The following is a 17629-nucleotide window of genomic DNA, read 5'->3' on the forward strand; positions in this document are numbered from 1 at the left end:
TAATTTTCTCTCACAGCAGGCGCTCTTATAAAAGAGCGCCTGCACATATCCTTTGATCTGGAAAAATCTTACAGAAACAGATTTTTCACATCATTGAATAAAATCAAGATCATCAATCCAAAAAGCAGCACAAATCCTGCAAAATGGACCATTCCCTCTTTCTCCGGCGCAATCCGCTTGCCACGGATCACTTCCAGGATCAAAAATACCAGTCTTCCACCATCTAACGCCGGAATTGGAAGCAGATTCATCACCCCTAAGTTTGCCGATAACAAGATTCCGATGTTCATCAGATTCAGGAATACAATTGCCATTCCCGCCGGTTTCGCAGCCTCATAAGTATCATCTACAAGGTTTACAATTCCTACCGGGCCGGCCATCTGGTCAAGACCGACTTTTCCGGTGACAAGCATCTTCAAGCCATCCAATGTCGTACAGATCCAATATTTCACTTCATAGGCTCCATACTGAAGCGCCTTCAGTCCATCTGCCTTCTCATTTTGTGCCTTTCCGGTCAGACCAAGCAGATACATCCCCGTTTCTTCATCCATCCGCGGCTTGATATCTACGTGATGTTCTTTTCCATCCCGCTCATAAGTGACCGTGACTGTCTCCCCCTGATGCATTTGATTATATACCTGTACCTCTCTCCAGAGATTGATATCCTTGTGATTCATCTTCACAATGACATCGCCCTTCTGCAATCCGGCTTCCTCTGCCGCTGACCCCGGAATCACATCGTCTGCAACGGCCGGATCATAACCAACCCAGGCAACAAGGATCACCGCAAAGATAAACGCGAGAATAAAATTAAACACCGGTCCTGCCGCTATGACAGAAATCCTTGCCCAAACCGATTTGCTGTTAAAGCTTCCCGCCGACTGATCGTCAATCTCATCTTCGCCCATCATACAGGATCCTCCAAACGGCAAAAGTTTCCACGAGTATCTCGTGCCTCCCCGCTCAAAGCTTAGGATCCTCGGTCCCATTCCAAGAGAAAATTCTGATACATCAATCCCATTTTTCTTTGCTAGTAAGAAATGTCCAAGTTCATGGACAATTACAATGAAACTAAAAAGTAACAAGGCAAGAAGAATGCCCATCTGTTACCACCTGCTTTCTATATAGTCATATGTTTCTGCCTCTGTCTGCAGTATTTCATCCACAGAAGGATTGGCGATATTTTTATGCGCCTCCATGCATGCCTGGATCATCTCCGGTATCTCCAAAAATCTGATCTCCCGGTTCAAGAACTTACTCACTGCCTTTTCATTTGCAGCATTGAACACCGTCGGAAGGCTTCCGCCTGCCTTTCCTGCCTCGTATGCCAGCCGCAGCCCATAGAAGGTCTCCAAATCCGGCTCCTCAAAGGTCAGCTGTGCAAGCCCTCTGAAATCCAGCCGGTCTCCCGGCAGATATCTGCGCTCCGGGTAGTAGAGTGCATACTGAATCGGCAACTTCATATCCGGTGTGCCAAGCTGGGCGATGACCGCGCCATCTACATATTCTACCATGGAGTGAATGATACTCTGCGGCTGCACAACAACCTCAATCTGATCTACATCCACTCCAAAGAGCCATTTTGCCTCAATCACTTCCAGCCCTTTGTTGACCATCGTAGAAGAATCGATCGTAATCTTCCTTCCCATCTCCCAGTTCGGATGCTTCAAGGCATCTTCCACCTGGACGTTCTGAAGGTCTTCCCATCTTCTTCCGCGGAATGGTCCCCCGGAAGCTGTGAGCAGGATCTTATGGAGCGCCCGCTCCTGTCCGCCCTGCAAAGACTGAAAAATGGCGCTGTGTTCACTGTCCACCGGAAGGATCGACACTCCGTGTTCTTTTGCCAGCGGCATGATAATATGCCCCGCAGTCACAAGTGTCTCCTTATTTGCAAGCGCAATATGTTTGCCGGCCGTAATTGCCGCAATCGTCGGTCGAATCCCGATCATTCCTACAATTGCAGTCACTAAGATCTCCACTTCCGGAAGTGTGGATACTTCAATCAACCCTTCCATCCCAGATACAATCTTCACATCAAGATCTCTGACCTTATCTGCCAGTTCCTTTGCGCGCTCTTCACTCCAGACTGCCACAACTTTCGGTGCAAATTCCCGAATCTGCGCTTCCAGTCGTTCTATATTATTCCCCGCAGCCAGTCCTGATACTTCGATATCTTTATTTTCTCTCACAACCTCCAACGTCTGTGTGCCGATGGAGCCTGTCGAACCTAAAATTGCTATCTTTTTCATCTTATTCACCTACTTCATTATCGTCACAGCGAGATAATAGATCACCGGCGCTGTAAAAATCACACTGTCAAACCGATCCAGCACACCGCCGTGCCCCGGAATCAGCTTGCCATAGTCCTTGATATCATGGTTTCGTTTGATTGCAGATGCCGCAAGATCTCCCACCTGTGAGATCATACCGCCCACTGCACAAATAAATGCATACGCGAATGCACTTGCCTGCACATCCGGCGCGAAATAATTGATTGCCGCAGCATAGAGCGCTCCAAGAAGTGCAGCGCCTACAATCCCACCGATACCACCTTCCACAGACTTCTTCGGACTTAACTTCGGAGCCATCTTATGTTTACCGATCAGCATTCCGACACAGTACGCACAAGTATCACATCCCCAGGAACAGATAAACACAAGTCCTACGAGAAATGCCCCGTGTGGGAGCAGTCTTGTCTGATAGATGTAAGAAAGCATCACTGCCACATAAAACATTCCGAAATAAGTCAGCATCACCTGCTCTGAGCGATATTTCGGAAAAGAAAACACATAAACTGCCATCAACACGATCAAAAAGAGTATTCCGATGCAGGTAATCTCATTGATCTGGCCCGCTGCAAATGCTCCCGGCGCTTTTCCCGCCGCTACTCTGTGCAGCAAAATATAGTAAGCTGCTGCTGCCACATAGCCTGTCACACCAAGCAGTTTTTTATGCACATCTGCAATTTTATAAAGTTCACTCATTCCGATCAGACTGAGAACGAGAAGGATTCCAAACAGAATATCTCCTCCGCTGACAATCGCAAACAGCGCCACGATCACAAGCAGAATCCCGCTGATCAATCTTGTCTTAAACATTTGTATCTTCCTCCCCTGTCTTTCCAAAACGTCTGTCACGGCGATTATATTGTTCAATCGCCTTTCGCAATTCTTCCTTCGTAAAGTCCGGCCATAACACATCTGTAAAATAAAATTCTGTGTAGGCAAGCTGCCAGAGCAGATAGTTGGAGAGCCGCAATTCTCCGCTTGTACGGATCAAAAGATCCGGATCCGGAATCCCATGTGTGTCCAGATAAGACTCCAGCACCTCTTCTGTGATCTTCTCCGCCTCTATCTTTCCCTCTTTGCAGTCCTTGGCAAGAGTTCTCACTGCACGGACGATTTCATCCCTGCTTCCATAATTGATCGCAATCTGAAAGTTCAGACCATCGTTATTCTTCGAAGCCTCCTCAAGTTCTAAGATCCTTGTGCGGATATCCTCATCAAGTCCTGTCAAGTCTCCGATCACGCGCACTTTCATCCGGTTCTTCTCGGCAGTCTTTAAACAAGTCTTCATATAATTTCTGAGAAGCTTCATCAGCGCATCTACTTCCCCTTTCGGCCGGTTCCAGTTCTCTGTAGAAAACGCATAGACCGTCAGATACTTGACACCCATCTTATATGCTTCCTCACAGATCCGCTCTACATTTTTGCTTCCCTGAGCATGCCCGTAATTTCTCGGCATTCCTTTCTTCTTCGCCCAACGCCCATTCCCATCCAGGATGATCGCAATATGCTGTGGTACGTTCATCTAATCAAATTCTCCTCTCTAATAGGATAAGCAAGGTCAGACGTCACTTCATCCCCCTTGCTTATCCTCCTTTTTTTCTTCTGTTGTCTCAGATCAGAAATGAAACACTGTGTGCCTCACACAGAATTTCTTCTTAGACAGTCATCACTTCTTTTGATTTTGCCTCAACAGCTTTATCAATCTGTGCGATGTACTTATCTGTCAGTTTCTGTAATTCATCTTCCAGATCCTTGATCTCATCTTCAGAAACCTCTGTTCCTTTTAATTTCTTAAACGTATCATTTCCATCACGTCTGATGTTACGAACTGCAACCTTTCCTGCTTCTCCTTTTTTCTTAACATCTTTCACAAGTTCTTTTCTTCGCTCTTCTGTCAGCTCCGGAAATACAAGACGGATGACTGTACCATCATTGGTCGGATTGATTCCGATATCAGAAGTCAGGATCGCCTTCTCGATCTCTTTTACCATTGATTTTTCCCATGGCTGGATCTGGATCATGCGCGCTTCCGGCACAGATACATTCGCCACTTGCTGGATCGGAGTTGGTGATCCGTAGTAGTCTACTGTCAGCTTATCCAGTACATGTGGGTTTGCACGTCCTGCACGGATCGTTGCCAGTTCACTTGTCAGGCTGTTGTAAGATTTCTCCATTTTTTCATTAAATACATTCAGTCTTTCATTCATTGCTATATTCCTCCGCTTCTTTTTATGATACAGTTACTTTCGTTCCTGTAAATGTTCCTGTCATCGTCTCTACGATACTATTCTCCTCGCTCAAACCAAACACGAGCATAGGCATCTGATTCTCCATACATAAGATAGATGCTGCCAGATCGATCACGGCCAGTCTCTTCTCGATCACTTCACTGATCGAAATCTCATCGTACTTCACAGCCTCCGGATTCACCTTCGGATCACTGTCATATACGCCATCGATCGTCTTCGCAACGAGCATTGCCTCTGCCTCGATCTCAATCGCACGCAGAACCGCACCTGTATCCGTAGAAAAATACGGATGTCCGGTACCTCCGGCAAAGAAAACTACCTTTCCTTCTTCAAGCGCTTCCACAGCTGCATCCTTGGAGAACAGAGTCGTGAATGCTCCACATACAAATGGAGTAAATACTTCTGTCTTCATTCCCACATGGCGGAAAATCTCAGATACATAAGTACAGTTCATGATTGTCGCCAGCATCCCGATCTGGTCCGCTTTCGTGCGGTCGATCGTCTCGCTCGTTCTTCCTCTCCAGAAGTTGCCTCCTCCGGTCACGATCGCAACCTGGATTCCTGCATCTACAAGCTGTTTTACCTGCTCTGCGACTCCGATACAGGTCGCCTCATCAAAACCTGTCTTTTTATCTCCTGCCAGCGCTTCTCCGCTGAGCTTCAGTAATACTCTCTTCATCTGTCTCGCTCCTTATTCTCTTTTGTCATTGATATATAGACATACCAGGACTCTTACGTTACCAGTATATCATAATTTTATCAAAAATGGAATCTCTTCCCGACGGGATTTCTCATTTTATCGATATTCTTCCAGTACGTTTCGGATTTCCTCATCCAGCTCTTTGATTCTTGCATCTTTCTGTTGGCAAAAAATCTCATACTCCAATTTCAATGCTTCTGCTTCCGCCTGGCACTGCACGCGATACTGGTAGTACTGATAATAGGTCATCACCTGCAAAGCTCCTGCCATCTCCTTTTCTTTGATCTCTGACAGAAGCTTTCGAAACGTCTCAGGTGTAATGGCTTCCCCGTCACCTTCTATCTGAGAAGTCACTTCCGGAAACAAAAATGCCACCGACTTCTTTTTGCTTATCGCATTCGTGAGGGCAGACTCCATCGTCATTGCATGCTTTGACACTACCACAGTCTTCACCGGAAGTACACCATCTTCCAGATTCCCAATATAGCCTCCGGACTGCTGCGGAACCGCCCATACCGAAAATCCTCGCGCCTTCAGATCTTCCTCCTTGCTCTCGGAACTTTGCCCCTCAGAGAAAAAATATCCCCCCGGTGTCCCAATCCCCGCACCATTCCATGCTGCAATCTGGGCATCCAGTTGTTGTACCCACTGCTCCTCATCTTCTCCTCCCGGAGACTCGGTCTGGAACACATATTCCCATCCGCTTCCAAGCATGCCATGAAACGCTTCCATACTCATCAGTTCCGGCGAACTTCCCGGTACTAACCCATTTTGCAGCGGAAATGTTCCTCGATATCCATATTCTGTCATGATCTGGAGTGTATCCTGTGTAAGCGTTTGATTTGCATTTGCAAAGCCAAGCAGAACACAAGTCCCTCCATTTCTTGTGTTCTCCAACCGCTGCAGCCATTCCTTATCCTGCTTCTCTAATACACGCTTCTCCTCCTCAAACGGCTTAATCCGTGCGGTAATTTCTGCATTGCTCGAAACCCACTGCTGCTCCTTTTTCTTCTCTGCCCACAGCGCCGCAGCAATGCCAATGATCCCGATGACGGTGACTACTACCGCCACAATCCTCAGCAATGCCATCCTTTGTTTTCCTGCTTTCATATTCCTTCTGCACTCTCTTTCTCTGTTTTCACTCGTATAAAACATTATACGATAAGAAAAGAAGAAAATCAATCGAAGAAAATTTTGTGAGGTGTTCTCCTGCCGCTCACAGAAAGAGACGGCAACAGACAAAAGTCTGCCGCCGTCTCACTTTCCTTCTTATGTCATCTCTTCCTGACTAGGATTATTCTCCCCAGCCAGTTCCTCCAACATCAAGCATATTATCATTCTGTGACGAAGTCTCATCCCCTGTTACTCCACTCATCGTGATGATACTCTCTCCGTCAAACTCGATAATTTCTAATGCTGGTGCTTCATACTGTCTTTTCATCCTGCTTCATCCTTTCTACTGATTGTATCTCTTCCTACTCTGGAAGTATCTCTTCTTCTCCAAAAAGCTCCTCCGGCAGCACTTCCTCTTCTGGCAATACCGGCTGCTCTTCCGGAAGTACAGCTTCCGGCAGTTCCAGTGTATGCCCTTCTCCCGGCTGCGCTTCCGCCTGATTTTCTGATGGTTCCAAATGTTCTGGTTCCTCTATAGTAATCGGCAAATTGTCATAGGTCAAAAGCCATTTTAATGTCGGATACCCTTTTGTGGATACCGAACCGAAATCCCACGCGTCTGAATCGGCTCCCCCTTCGTTGCCATTGAAAGTCAAGACATCGCGATAGAACGAGACGTCGTATTTCTGCTGTTCCTCAGCAGCCAACAAGGTTCCTTTTGCAATCGTCGCCTCCGAAACATTACTTGTTCCTGTCGCGCTGGAAAGCTCGTAACATTTTGTAAGATTTGTCGCTTCTATTGTTTCAATCTGATATTTTCCTAAAAACTTATAATTGGCTCCTGCATTTCCGATGGCAATACATCTGTCTACCCACCAATTCTTCCCGTTGGTACCAAAAGTATCTATGCTTCCTAAAAATCCACTCTTATCTCTCCATGTCGCCGGTTGGTTGGATCTCGCCTCCATGTTACTGATGACATTTCTTATCAGGGCTGCCTTAATCTCTCCCACAGCACCGCCTTGCTGGTTATTATCCATAACAATTTCCCCCTGCACGTAGGAATCTTCAAATTTGGAACGATACCCTGACAGCTGCCCGATGGCTCCTCCGACCAGATTGAAATTCGAAAGGTCTGCCGGAGCAATCTCCCGGTTAATGTCAATTCCCTCTAACCAGATTTTTCCGACATAGGATTCATACACAAGCCCGCTAAGTGACGCAGTATTCGTTCCTCCATTCAGTTTTACATGATTCATATAGATCGTCTCCAGATGACCATACTCTACCGAACGTGCAAGTCCATTGGCTTCTGCTTTCCTTGTATATCCCCACTCCGTCTTCTCGCCTGCAGTTACAAAGACATTTTGTATACGGAGATTTCTCACAGTCGCCTTGGCATTGACTGACCTTCCTCGAATCAGGTCAAACAAAGAGGCACGCAAGCCGTGGATGACCTGATTGTTTCCATCCAGTTCTCCTGAAAATTCTTTCATAATGTAGGAGGTCTGATTTTCCGGCAATCTCACTTGCTCCATGGAAATATTGTTCATCAAAATATATTTTCCACCCGGATTCTCTGAAATCTTCATCAAGTCTTCCGGTGTACGAATCTGAATATATTCCGCAGATGGATGTTCGGTGCGCAGTGGATGTTCGGTCACTGCCGATCCTTCCGGCAATGGCGGAAGCGGTTCTTCTCCTGCGATCCATACAAGGGAAGGATATCCATGTTCTGCCACAGAAGAAAAGTTCCATTTAGTACTGTCAAATTTCAAAGTATCCCGATAAAAATCCGGATTTTTATACTCGGTAGTTTCTGTCAAGTATCCCGAAACTGCGGCGCTTCTTCCGCTCACCGCTGCCTCATAGCAGTTCTTCAAGCCGAATTCCACCGCGGTGTTCGAATTTCCTTTTGTTGCAAATCGGTAAGCCTCCCCGACACTTCCCTGTGCCCGGTTTTCTCCTGCTTCCCCGATTGCAATGTTATTTTCCATCCACGTTGTCATACTTCCGTCAAAACCGACCATTCCTATAAAGCCGGCTCCATCGGTCTGTGGTGATGTGGATTTTGTCCGCATATTTGAAACGACCTGTTTGACAGTGTTCTCCGTTCCGTAGTTGTTGTAGCCAAACACACCACCCTGCGTGTTGGAGCGAACAGTGATTTCTCCTGCCGCATAGCTGTCGTTGACATGAACTCCTCCATTCAACTGCGCGATCAGGCCTCCGACCATCAAATCTGTCTTTCCAGCAAAAGCCGGTCCATATGGATTGATATTCAATCCTTCTGCCCACACTTCACTGATCGTCGTGTTTTGTGCCGTTCCTGCAAGTGCACCTGTATTATCTCCTCCTGCAAGAAGGATATTCTTTAACTGCAATCTCGAAATCTTCGCATTTTGTAAAGACTTCGCAAGCGCATTCGCCCCTTGGTCACTCTTCCACCGTTCTACTGTTACGTCTGTCACCTTTAAGTTCTTCACAGTTCCCGACAATCGGTCAAATAGCGGTGCCCCGGAAATTTCACGGATCGTCAGTCCATTTCCATCCAGCTCTCCACTGAAGTTTCCAAGGAAAGAGCCATCCTCAGCCTTTTTCCCAAAAAGAGAAATCGATTGCATCAGAATATATTTTCCGGAACTGTTTTTCGCCGCCAGAAGTTCTTCGGCCGTATGGATCGGCTCATATCCAGGCGGAACCGTCGTCTGTAACGGGGTTTCTTCTGCCGGTGTTCCTTCTGTACCCGGAGGTCTGATTCCCTCTGCATCCATCTCACGAAGTCTCGGCCAACCCGTCTTTGCTGCATCAGCCCAGTTCCAGATGTTCGGATCCAGTTTCAGATCAGACTGATAGAATGCTTCACTTTGCAGACGATCCTGAGTCACTCCCTGCGGATCTGTACCTACAATCTGGTATCCCGGTGTGTCCGTATTGACAAAACAGTTTTTAAATGCCTTCAATTCATTAATATCATCCGGGTTGTTCATATACATCAATTTGTAACGAGTGCTTCCCGGATCTTGTGGGTACACACCGCCAGCCACCACACATTCTGAAATTGCACTTTCTCCTGTCACGCTTCCGACAAATGCCGCTGTATTTTGCGGAGCCGCCTGATATGGCATGTGCAATTCTGCATCTGCAAATACTTTTTGAATCGTCACCGCATCTGCGCTTCCGACAAGTCCACCCACCTCATTTGCGGATGTATGTATCTTTGTCTCTGCTACAAGCAGATTGGACATTCTGGATGCAGCTGCTTGGGCTGTGATCCCCCCTGCATAAGCCGCGTTTGCCGTCAGATCCATACCTTGTACACTGATTCGATCAAAGGTGGATCCCTGATCTTTTCCAACCAGTCCTGTGTAACTCTGACCGTTTAAAGTAATTCCATTGAAATGTACATTTGTTACCGTGGCATTCTTCGTCTCCGCCGCCAGCACATTTGCGCCGGCATCTTCGCTTTTCACAAAAATATTTCTGAAACGAAGGTTCTCTACGGTTCCTGACAGTACCGCAAACAGCGGACCTCTGATTCCACTCACGCCATGTGCTTGCCCGTCCAGACTTCCTGTAAAGGTTTCTGTCACATAAGCAGTTTCTACCTCTGCAAAGTCTAGGTCAGCTGTCAACACAAATTTTCCTTCCGGCACTCGGTTCATCTTCTGGAGATCTGACACTGTATGGATCTCCGACCGCATTGGATTGATTTCGACTGCAAACTCTCTCAACGAAGCAAATCCTCTTTCAGCTGCCTGCGCCGCATCCCACACAGAAGCATCCAGTCCCAGTGTTTCTGTATAAAATTCCGCTGTCCACACCTCTTTGCCTATCGGTCTTATAAAATCACCTTCGCCAGACTGACTGATTCCATTTCCGGCTGCAAATTCATATGCATTGCTATACTGTGCAGTATTTCCGCCAAGCTTCTGCATATGGTCTGCCACATCTCCTACCGAACAAATATTGCGGTAGGTATTTTCGCCGACACCGTTTCCTACCATCCCGGCTCCGTCTGCCCCTGTCACATCCACATTGAGATAAATATTTTCAAAAACAGCTCCTTCTGTCGTCACCGCAACTCCGGCTGCCGTAGAAGCCGCCTGAACAGCACCTTCTACAAAAAGATTTTTCATCGTTGTATTGCGTACAGTTCCTACAACCGCCGCAGCCTTTCCTGCTGCACTGTTCACTCGGATCCCGTGAAGCAGCACTTGTTCTACAACAGCATCCTCCATTGTATTTGCCAAAATTCCGCTCGCTGTCTCCGGAGTGTCTGACAGCTCCACAGTGCTTCCCTCTATTGCCAGGTTCCGGACACTTCCCTTCAGTTGATCAAACAGCGGCTTTTGCAATCCGGTGATTTTATAGTGCTGTCCATCCAACACGCCTGTAAATTCCGGTATGACACCGCGTTCGCCTTCTGCTCCCGTCAGATCGATATCTGCTTTCAGATGATATTCCTGTCCAGGGAATGCTTTCATCTTCAGAAAGTCCTCCGGTGTATGGATCTCTATAATTTCTTTTTTCTCCATGCCTCTTAATTCCGGATATCCCTTCATAGCTACTAAGCTGAGATTCCAGATTTCTTCCGAAAGGTTCATAGAAGCCCTGTAAAATTCTTCCTCTTTTGTGCGTTCTTCCGAAATTGCAGAAAGGATTCCTATCGTTTCTGTCGTGTGAGAGATTCCCCCGGCAGTTTCAAGCACAAACGCATTCTTCACCATCGACTCTAACACTTCCGGTGTTCCCAGGAAGTTATAAAGAGGCGTCTCTGTTCGATTGTCTACCTTTCCTGCCGCAAATACATTTTCCACATTGCTTTTTCCTCCGAGATTTCCAATGAATCCCGCACTATTCGTCCGATTCTTCTCATCCGTATAGTTCTCTGCCACCATATCTGCACCACTGTACACTTGGCGGATATTTAAGCTTTTCCCAGCTCCGATAAATCCTCCACAATCCGTTCCGCTCAGTGTCACCTTACTGTCGATCACTGCAATTTCACTGATCTCTGAACCAGAAGCGCGCCCTGCAAAGACCGCATTGTAATTTCCGGTTCCTTGGATCTGCGCATTTCGAATCTGGATTTGTGAAAAGTCAGAACCAGTATAATCGTATCCTACGACAGCAGCATTGTAGCTTTTTCCACTGATCTTGATATCTTCCAGACTCAGCCGTGCAAACGTCGAATGGTTCGATTCTTTTGCCACTGCGGCATTTTTGCTTTCGCTGTTTGCAATGTTTACAGAAGTAAGCTTCAGATTACGAACCGTCGCATTTTGTACTTTTTCAAAAAGCGGTACTTGAAGACCTGTGATCGCATACTCTCCTCCGTCCAGCTCTCCTGTGAATGTACCTTGGATCACAGCAGCATCTGTCACCGAAGAAGCATCAATCTCATTTTTCAGCACATATTTCGTATAACGATTTTCTCCCAGAGTCCGGAGCTCTTCTAATGTTCTAATCTCCTGTACGGTCTCTTCTTGTTCTTCTTTTACAACAATCGTAAACTGCTTCTGTTGTGCAACCCAGTCTTTCTTTGTCCCTGTTGTATCACTGATCTCTATATCAGCAATGTACGAATTGGCTGTTCTGCGCAAAAGTGGCACTGCTGCATCTGTGATCTTATGTCCATTGCCATCCAGTTTCCCGATGAAAGTCGTGTCCACATACACCTCTCCACTTGCCTGGATGCCTTTCATGGAAATGTCTTTTTCCAACACATAAAATCCATTTGGATTCTCTCTAAGCTTTTGGACAAGTTCTTCTGCTGTAGAAATGGATACGGCATTTCTCGTCTCTGTCCCACCGTAAACCGGAGTCCGGAACTCATCGGTAATCCTCTGGAGATAACGGAAGACATTCTCTCTGGATTCCTTGATATGATTCAGTGTATTGTTTCCGTTGGAAGCTCCACTTCCGATCTCATTTCCATAATTGATCATGTTTTGCTTTAGATATTGAATCAAAGCTTCTTCATCAAAGTACGCATTCCCCTGCTCTTTCTGCTCGTGGATCTTTGTCTCGATTTCTGTGTTTTTATTTTTTCGATAGGACTCAAACGTAAAGTCTGCATTTCCTGTTTTCTGCCGGAAATATTGCAGATCCCCCGTTCTTGTTCTTCCACTCAGGTACTCTACCAGACCGTTGCTGTATCCATACAAGCCAGCCAGCTCATACCCATTTCGACGAAATGTCTGTGCATTCGGTGTACCATTATCTACATACGGGACATACCAGCTCGCATAACATGCTCTGTCGATCTGATAAGCACCTAAATTGTTGACTCCTACCTCATTGAAACTTCTCAGATCCAACCGATGTCCCGGCCGGATCGTCAGTTGATTGTCCCACAGATCATCCAATGTCTTCAGATTCATATTTTCTAATTCTCCGGCGCCAATCGTCCGCCAGGTACTGTTTGCACTGTTCCACTTCTGGTGATTGTTGGTTGTTCCGTATCGGTGCTGCAGTGTAATCCTTGCCTGCTGCTCCGGAGTCAGTTGTAAATACGCCTTCCCCTGCAAATAATCCAACGTATAGATGACATCGAACACTTCCTTATAATAGCTCTGAAACTCCTCCGGAGAATTGATCCGATCTGGTGTCAGATTTGTCATCATCGATCCGTCTCTCGCATAGGTTTTCATAAAGTTCATATTATAGTCTACGTTCGCCTGATTGGCAAATCCATTGGAATAGTCCTCGCCATTTCGTCCCGGTCGTTTTCCTTTGTTCTCCATCCAGATCCACATATCTGTCACATGTCCCATCTCGTGGTTTAAGACAGTCAGATCTCCGATGAAATTCGAACCATTATAATAAATGTAATCCCGATTTGGATCTCCGAAAATCACCGCTACCGCACCACTGCTATGCTGCCAAAGTGTCTGCAGCGGCCTATAAAATTCCTTGAACACATCCTGATTATGATTCTTATTGGAAGAAGAGTCCACGATCAAAAACTTACTGTTGTTAATGGAATTTGCCCCATTTTCTGCAACATCAACAAAATTATCATAACTTGTCTTGAAGTGATTCACCTGCGTAATCACCTGTTGCTTTTTCTGCTGTCTCCATGCTTCTGTATCCTGATATCCACTGTAGATTTCCAGATTTCCATAAATCAGCGCGGATGGGAACGATGCCAGATACAAGTTTTTGGAAGTTTTATACGATAATACCGGAAGGATCAGCTCATGATTCCGCTGCACCGTATTATTTTTCAAAATCTTCCATAATCTAGACTGAATCTTCGGGTTGTTCGCCCGCGCCTCTACAATAAATCCACTCTGGAAATTGTCGATGATCCAATCATTGACGTCCGCATAGCCAGCATACTCTTTCATAAAGTATTCCACGAACGACGCCACGTTAGAAATCCCTGTATAAGCTGAGAGGCGGTTAATATAGAACGATGGCGTATTATTCCCCTGACGCCCGCCATTGCTGCTGAGTTTCACAATCTCTGTAGGAAGATTTCGCACTTTTTTCCCTGTCTTTAAGATAGAATTGTCAAACAGGACGACATCCCTGAGATTGATACCTCCGATCTCAAAGTCATACCAGCGATCCAGATAGTTATACGCATAGAGGAAATCTTTCAGATACTCGCTGGTAAGGAAGTGATCGGTCACGATCTTCTTTGCCATCTCATTTTCCAGATTTATCGGATACTGTGCATTTGTGGCCGACATCGAAACAAGAACCTGCTCCATCTCCGTTTTGACAACTTCATTATAATTTCTCCGATATACATCCAAAACAGAACCACTGTCCTTTTGTGCCACTCTTGTCTCAATATCCCGGTCAAATTCATATGTCTTTGCTGTTTCCAGCAACTTCTGGAACTGCGCTGATGTTGTATTCACTACATAATTTTTAAAGTTAAAGTGTACCGGAATCTGTGACACCTTATAAGAAGCAATGTTCGCCCGCGTATCTATATAAGACATATTGTAGATCAGCGGTGTCGTTTCATCCGCAAATTGAATTCTCAGTTTCTTTACCTGATTCACGGTCTTATCTGACAGCGCTACAATCCTTCTCCCTTGTTCATCCATCGGATAGACTGCCAGCACTCTCTTCTGATTTAAAATGTGTGACACATCTACGTGATTTCCATCCAGAACGATCTGTTCCCTCTGGTAGAACGGCATAAATAACTGTAAATTTTCATACAGTAATTTTCGGTCTTCCCGATACCCTGTAATTCCTTCCAGTGATCTTGACAAAGCAGCCTCTTCCTGACTTCGCACTGCGATCGCTTCCTGGATCATCTCCGGCGCTTCCACCGAAACTGGATTTTCTTCCGTCCCGTACACATCTCCTTCTGCCTGCAGACGCGGTCTCTTTCCTCCGACAACATCATCCAAATACCAGATGTCTTCCTGCCATTCCAGTGTCTGCAAATAGAATTCCTTGCTTTGAATCTGCGCCTCAGATGCCTGTTCGATTTTTCCAGGCAATACCGAAGATACCGGATCTCCCTCACGATATTCGTAGTTTCCTACATAGTTCTCTCCTTCGGCAATCGCCTGCTGATTTCCTACAAATGTATAGGAAGCCGGTCCGAAGGAGATATTGTGTTCAATCTTTGTCGGAGTCTGGTCTCCCGTACCACTTTCCCCGATAAAAGTTCCGACAACACCTGCCGCAGCCGGAGTCTCATTCTTTTCCTCCGTCTTTTTCCATGAAAGCTGTCCAAAGTTTTTACTCAGCTGTGACCGCTTCACGATTGCCGCAAATCCGCCCTGCGGACCCTCTGCCGTCTGGAAGCTGTCCGGATCTGCCGCTCTCTTTGCATAAGAGTTTGAAATGACAGAGCCTTCCAAAATCTCCGCCGCAAATCCGCCTGCGTTCCCTCCGGTCACCTCCGCATTGACGGAACAAGCTTCTGCCGTCGTCTGCTTCATCACTGCAATCATACCACCTACCGTAGTTCTTCCTGTGATGCTCATATCTCTTACATAGACATGTCTAAGTATCGTTCCGCTCTCGGAAACTTTAGCCAGTGCAGCAACCTGATCGGTATCTTTCTTCCCGATCAATCCCTGCGTCAACTTCAGCTCCTCTACCGAAGCTCCTGCCAATGTCTCAAACAACGGAAGCTTCATTCCGATGATCTGATGTCCATTTCCCCGCAACAGGCCTCGGAAGCTACCCGAAATGATCGCATTGCCTTCTGTGATCTCCGATACATCAAGGTCGGTTGTCAGAACATAAGCGCCGCCCAGGTCATCCTTGATCTTCCGAAGGTCATCCACCGATGAAATCTCTTTCATCTGCAGCATCGTTGTCATATTGGAATCCCCATTCTGCAATATCGGTGTCTTTCCCTCCTGCAGCGGTGCAAAATTCCATACGTTTTCCGACCATGCCATTGCCGTGTAAAATTCTTTTCTGGAAAGGGTATCGACGGAACTCTCTGTAATCTTTGTCAATGCTGTTGCCCCGGTTCGGCTGCTCTCCCTTTTCAATCGGCTCTCTTTCATAGAATATAATCCAGAAACACCTTCTGCACTATACTTTGTGTCTTCGGATGCTCCGTCAAATTTATAGCCCTGGGTTCCGCTGCTGTAAGAAACATTGTTTTTCAATATACCCGTTCCATCTGCATTTCCAATGTATCCAATAAATCCACCAGACTCTTTCTGATTGGATTTTGCCACTTCCATACTTACGTTTGTATAACAGTTTGTGACCGAAGTGCTGCAGTTCGAATTATGCCATCCGATCAATCCTCCGATGGCACCGTTTGTCTGGTTTCCACGGATCGTTCCAACTGCATAGGAATTTTCTATAATATTGCTGCCATTCCCATTGTTGACGTTTCTCAGATTTGACATCTGTCCGATCAATCCACCTGTCGTATTAAACGTACCGGTAATCTCCAAGTTGGCGGAACATCTTCTGACCGCTGCATAATCCATACGACCGATCAGACCTCCAAGCAGCTGTCTGCTGTTCGGTGTTTTCAGACTTCCGCTTACATGGACATCTTCCACACTTGCGTTTGCCATCGCTTTGTTTGCCAGCGTTCCGCCGCCGGCATCTCCATAGGATCCCTGCTTTGTAATGGATACATTTTCCAGCTTCACGTTCTTTACCGTACCACCTGAGATCGTTCCAAACAAAGTTGTCGTCAGCCCTTTGATCTTATATCCTTTTCCATCAAAAGTCCCGCGAAATTCCGGGATCAGCACGTCTTCTCCCTGCACCATGCCGGCATCGATATCATGCTCCAGTGTATAAGTCCCATTCGGATCTGCCTTGATTCGATCTACCAGTGCCTGCATCGTAATGTATTTCGTGGATGCCTGTCCTTCCGATAAAGTTCCAAACTCCACAACAACCTCTGCCTGCGACTGCCCTTGCTGCGGCATCACATAGTTGTCCAGTTTCAACCCGAAGCTGACTTTCCCATCCTCCGAGACAATCAACTTTGTAATCTCAGAAAATACTTCTGGCTGATCTTCCATCTCAACCTTTACAATATATTGCTCTGGTTTAAACTCCTCTACACGGAAGTGTGAGACCTCTTCTACTTCCCCCACTTCTTCTCCGATTCCAGTCTTGTGATACAGCGTAACACCGGAAACGGTTCCGAGTTCAAATGGAATTTTCTTTTCTTCTTCCTGCGGTTGTTCCGGCTGGTCTACCGGATTCAAAATATTTTCCCGCAGCCACTCCTTATTTTCCTCTGTCTCTGTCGTCCCGTCCACTGCCGCCTGTGCAATCTGATAGACTTGGCGGTTGACCGTATCGTCACTGTATACAATCTCTGTCTTTTTCTCCGAAGATCCTTCTTCATTGGAAATCGTTCTTGTAATCTTTGCATAGACTCTGGCCGCATAATCATTTTTATATCGCTCTTTCGAAAGATTTGCCAGAACCGCTGTAAAATAGATTCTGTCGTCATCTTCTGAAAACTTTTTAACTGCCGTTACTTTAGCCGGCTTGTACACTGCACCATTGTAAAGATATTTGCGGTCCAGTTCCAGTTCCTGCTCCCCTAGATATGTTTTAGGAAGCAGAACCATTCCATATTCTACAACTGCACCGCTGCTCTCTAATTCTTGCAGATAAGATTTCTTGATACACCCGATCATTCTTAATCCCATCGGAGTAATCGTGCGGATTTGTCCACCCAACATCTGCATATCTACATCCCGCAGCTCAGGTCCGGATGCCTTGACCGGAACTACCCATTGTCCCCAGAACAAAAGCAGCAAAAAAATCCAGATGCCTAAACTCTTTTTCCTCTGTTTCAT

The 17629-nt window shown here is 46.3% G+C and carries 9 protein-coding genes; all 9 read right to left on the bottom strand.

Translation table 11 applies throughout. The features are described 5' to 3' along the window. Nucleotides 1-68: 68 nt before the first annotated feature. Nucleotides 69-1103 (bottom strand): RIP metalloprotease RseP, encoded by a 1035-nt coding sequence (rseP, locus tag EDD74_RS02015; RefSeq protein ID WP_116442131.1) that lies wholly within the window; start codon nucleotides 1101-1103, stop codon nucleotides 69-71. Between the two features lie 3 nt (nucleotides 1104-1106). Further along, nucleotides 1107-2249 carry a 1-deoxy-D-xylulose-5-phosphate reductoisomerase gene (locus EDD74_RS02020; RefSeq protein WP_008975834.1) on the bottom strand — a complete coding sequence of 381 codons (1143 nt, stop codon included), beginning with the start codon at nucleotides 2247-2249 and terminating at the stop codon, nucleotides 1107-1109. A gap of 9 nt (nucleotides 2250-2258) precedes the next feature. Further along, complete coding sequence (locus EDD74_RS02025) at nucleotides 2259-3098, bottom strand: phosphatidate cytidylyltransferase (RefSeq protein ID WP_008975835.1); 840 nt, start codon at nucleotides 3096-3098, stop codon at nucleotides 2259-2261. Next, nucleotides 3091-3810 carry an isoprenyl transferase gene (locus EDD74_RS02030; protein WP_008975836.1) on the bottom strand — a complete coding sequence of 240 codons (720 nt, stop codon included), beginning with the start codon at nucleotides 3808-3810 and terminating at the stop codon, nucleotides 3091-3093. Before EDD74_RS02030 ends, EDD74_RS02025 begins: the two co-directional genes overlap by 8 nt. Before the next feature lie 133 nt (nucleotides 3811-3943). Next, on the bottom strand, nucleotides 3944-4495 hold the full coding sequence (gene frr, locus EDD74_RS02035) for a ribosome recycling factor (protein ID WP_016440451.1): 552 nt from the start codon (nucleotides 4493-4495) through the stop codon (nucleotides 3944-3946). A 22-nt stretch (nucleotides 4496-4517) separates the two neighbouring features. Beyond that, nucleotides 4518-5216 (bottom strand): UMP kinase, encoded by a 699-nt coding sequence (gene pyrH, locus EDD74_RS02040; protein ID WP_116442130.1) that lies wholly within the window; start codon nucleotides 5214-5216, stop codon nucleotides 4518-4520. 117 nt (nucleotides 5217-5333) lie between these two features. Continuing rightward, nucleotides 5334-6326, bottom strand: a complete 993-nt coding sequence (locus tag EDD74_RS02045; protein WP_116442515.1) for a hypothetical protein — start codon at nucleotides 6324-6326, stop codon at nucleotides 5334-5336. A gap of 205 nt (nucleotides 6327-6531) precedes the next feature. Then, complete coding sequence (locus EDD74_RS14980; protein ID WP_008975841.1) at nucleotides 6532-6678, bottom strand: hypothetical protein; 147 nt, start codon at nucleotides 6676-6678, stop codon at nucleotides 6532-6534. Between the two features lie 34 nt (nucleotides 6679-6712). Then, nucleotides 6713-17629, bottom strand: coding sequence for a ZmpA/ZmpB/ZmpC family metallo-endopeptidase-related protein (locus EDD74_RS02050; protein ID WP_116442129.1), 10917 nt, complete (start codon nucleotides 17627-17629; stop codon nucleotides 6713-6715).

It is taken from the genome of Faecalimonas umbilicata (assembly GCF_004346095.1).
In the GTDB taxonomy this organism is placed as follows: domain Bacteria; phylum Bacillota; class Clostridia; order Lachnospirales; family Lachnospiraceae; genus Faecalimonas; species Faecalimonas umbilicata.

Coding starts and splice junctions, on each gene's coding strand:
- rseP (WP_116442131.1), bottom strand. CDS start 1,103: ATGGGCATTCTTCTTGCCTTGTTACTTTTTAGTTTCATTGTAATTGTC.
- EDD74_RS02020 (WP_008975834.1), bottom strand. CDS start 2,249: ATGAAAAAGATAGCAATTTTAGGTTCGACAGGCTCCATCGGCACACAG.
- EDD74_RS02025 (WP_008975835.1), bottom strand. CDS start 3,098: ATGTTTAAGACAAGATTGATCAGCGGGATTCTGCTTGTGATCGTGGCG.
- EDD74_RS02030 (WP_008975836.1), bottom strand. CDS start 3,810: ATGAACGTACCACAGCATATTGCGATCATCCTGGATGGGAATGGGCGT.
- frr (WP_016440451.1), bottom strand. CDS start 4,495: ATGAATGAAAGACTGAATGTATTTAATGAAAAAATGGAGAAATCTTAC.
- pyrH (WP_116442130.1), bottom strand. CDS start 5,216: ATGAAGAGAGTATTACTGAAGCTCAGCGGAGAAGCGCTGGCAGGAGAT.
- EDD74_RS02045 (WP_116442515.1), bottom strand. CDS start 6,326: ATGGCATTGCTGAGGATTGTGGCGGTAGTAGTCACCGTCATCGGGATC.
- EDD74_RS14980 (WP_008975841.1), bottom strand. CDS start 6,678: ATGAAAAGACAGTATGAAGCACCAGCATTAGAAATTATCGAGTTTGAC.
- EDD74_RS02050 (WP_116442129.1), bottom strand. CDS start 17,629: ATGAAACAGAGGAAAAAGAGTTTAGGCATCTGGATTTTTTTGCTGCTT.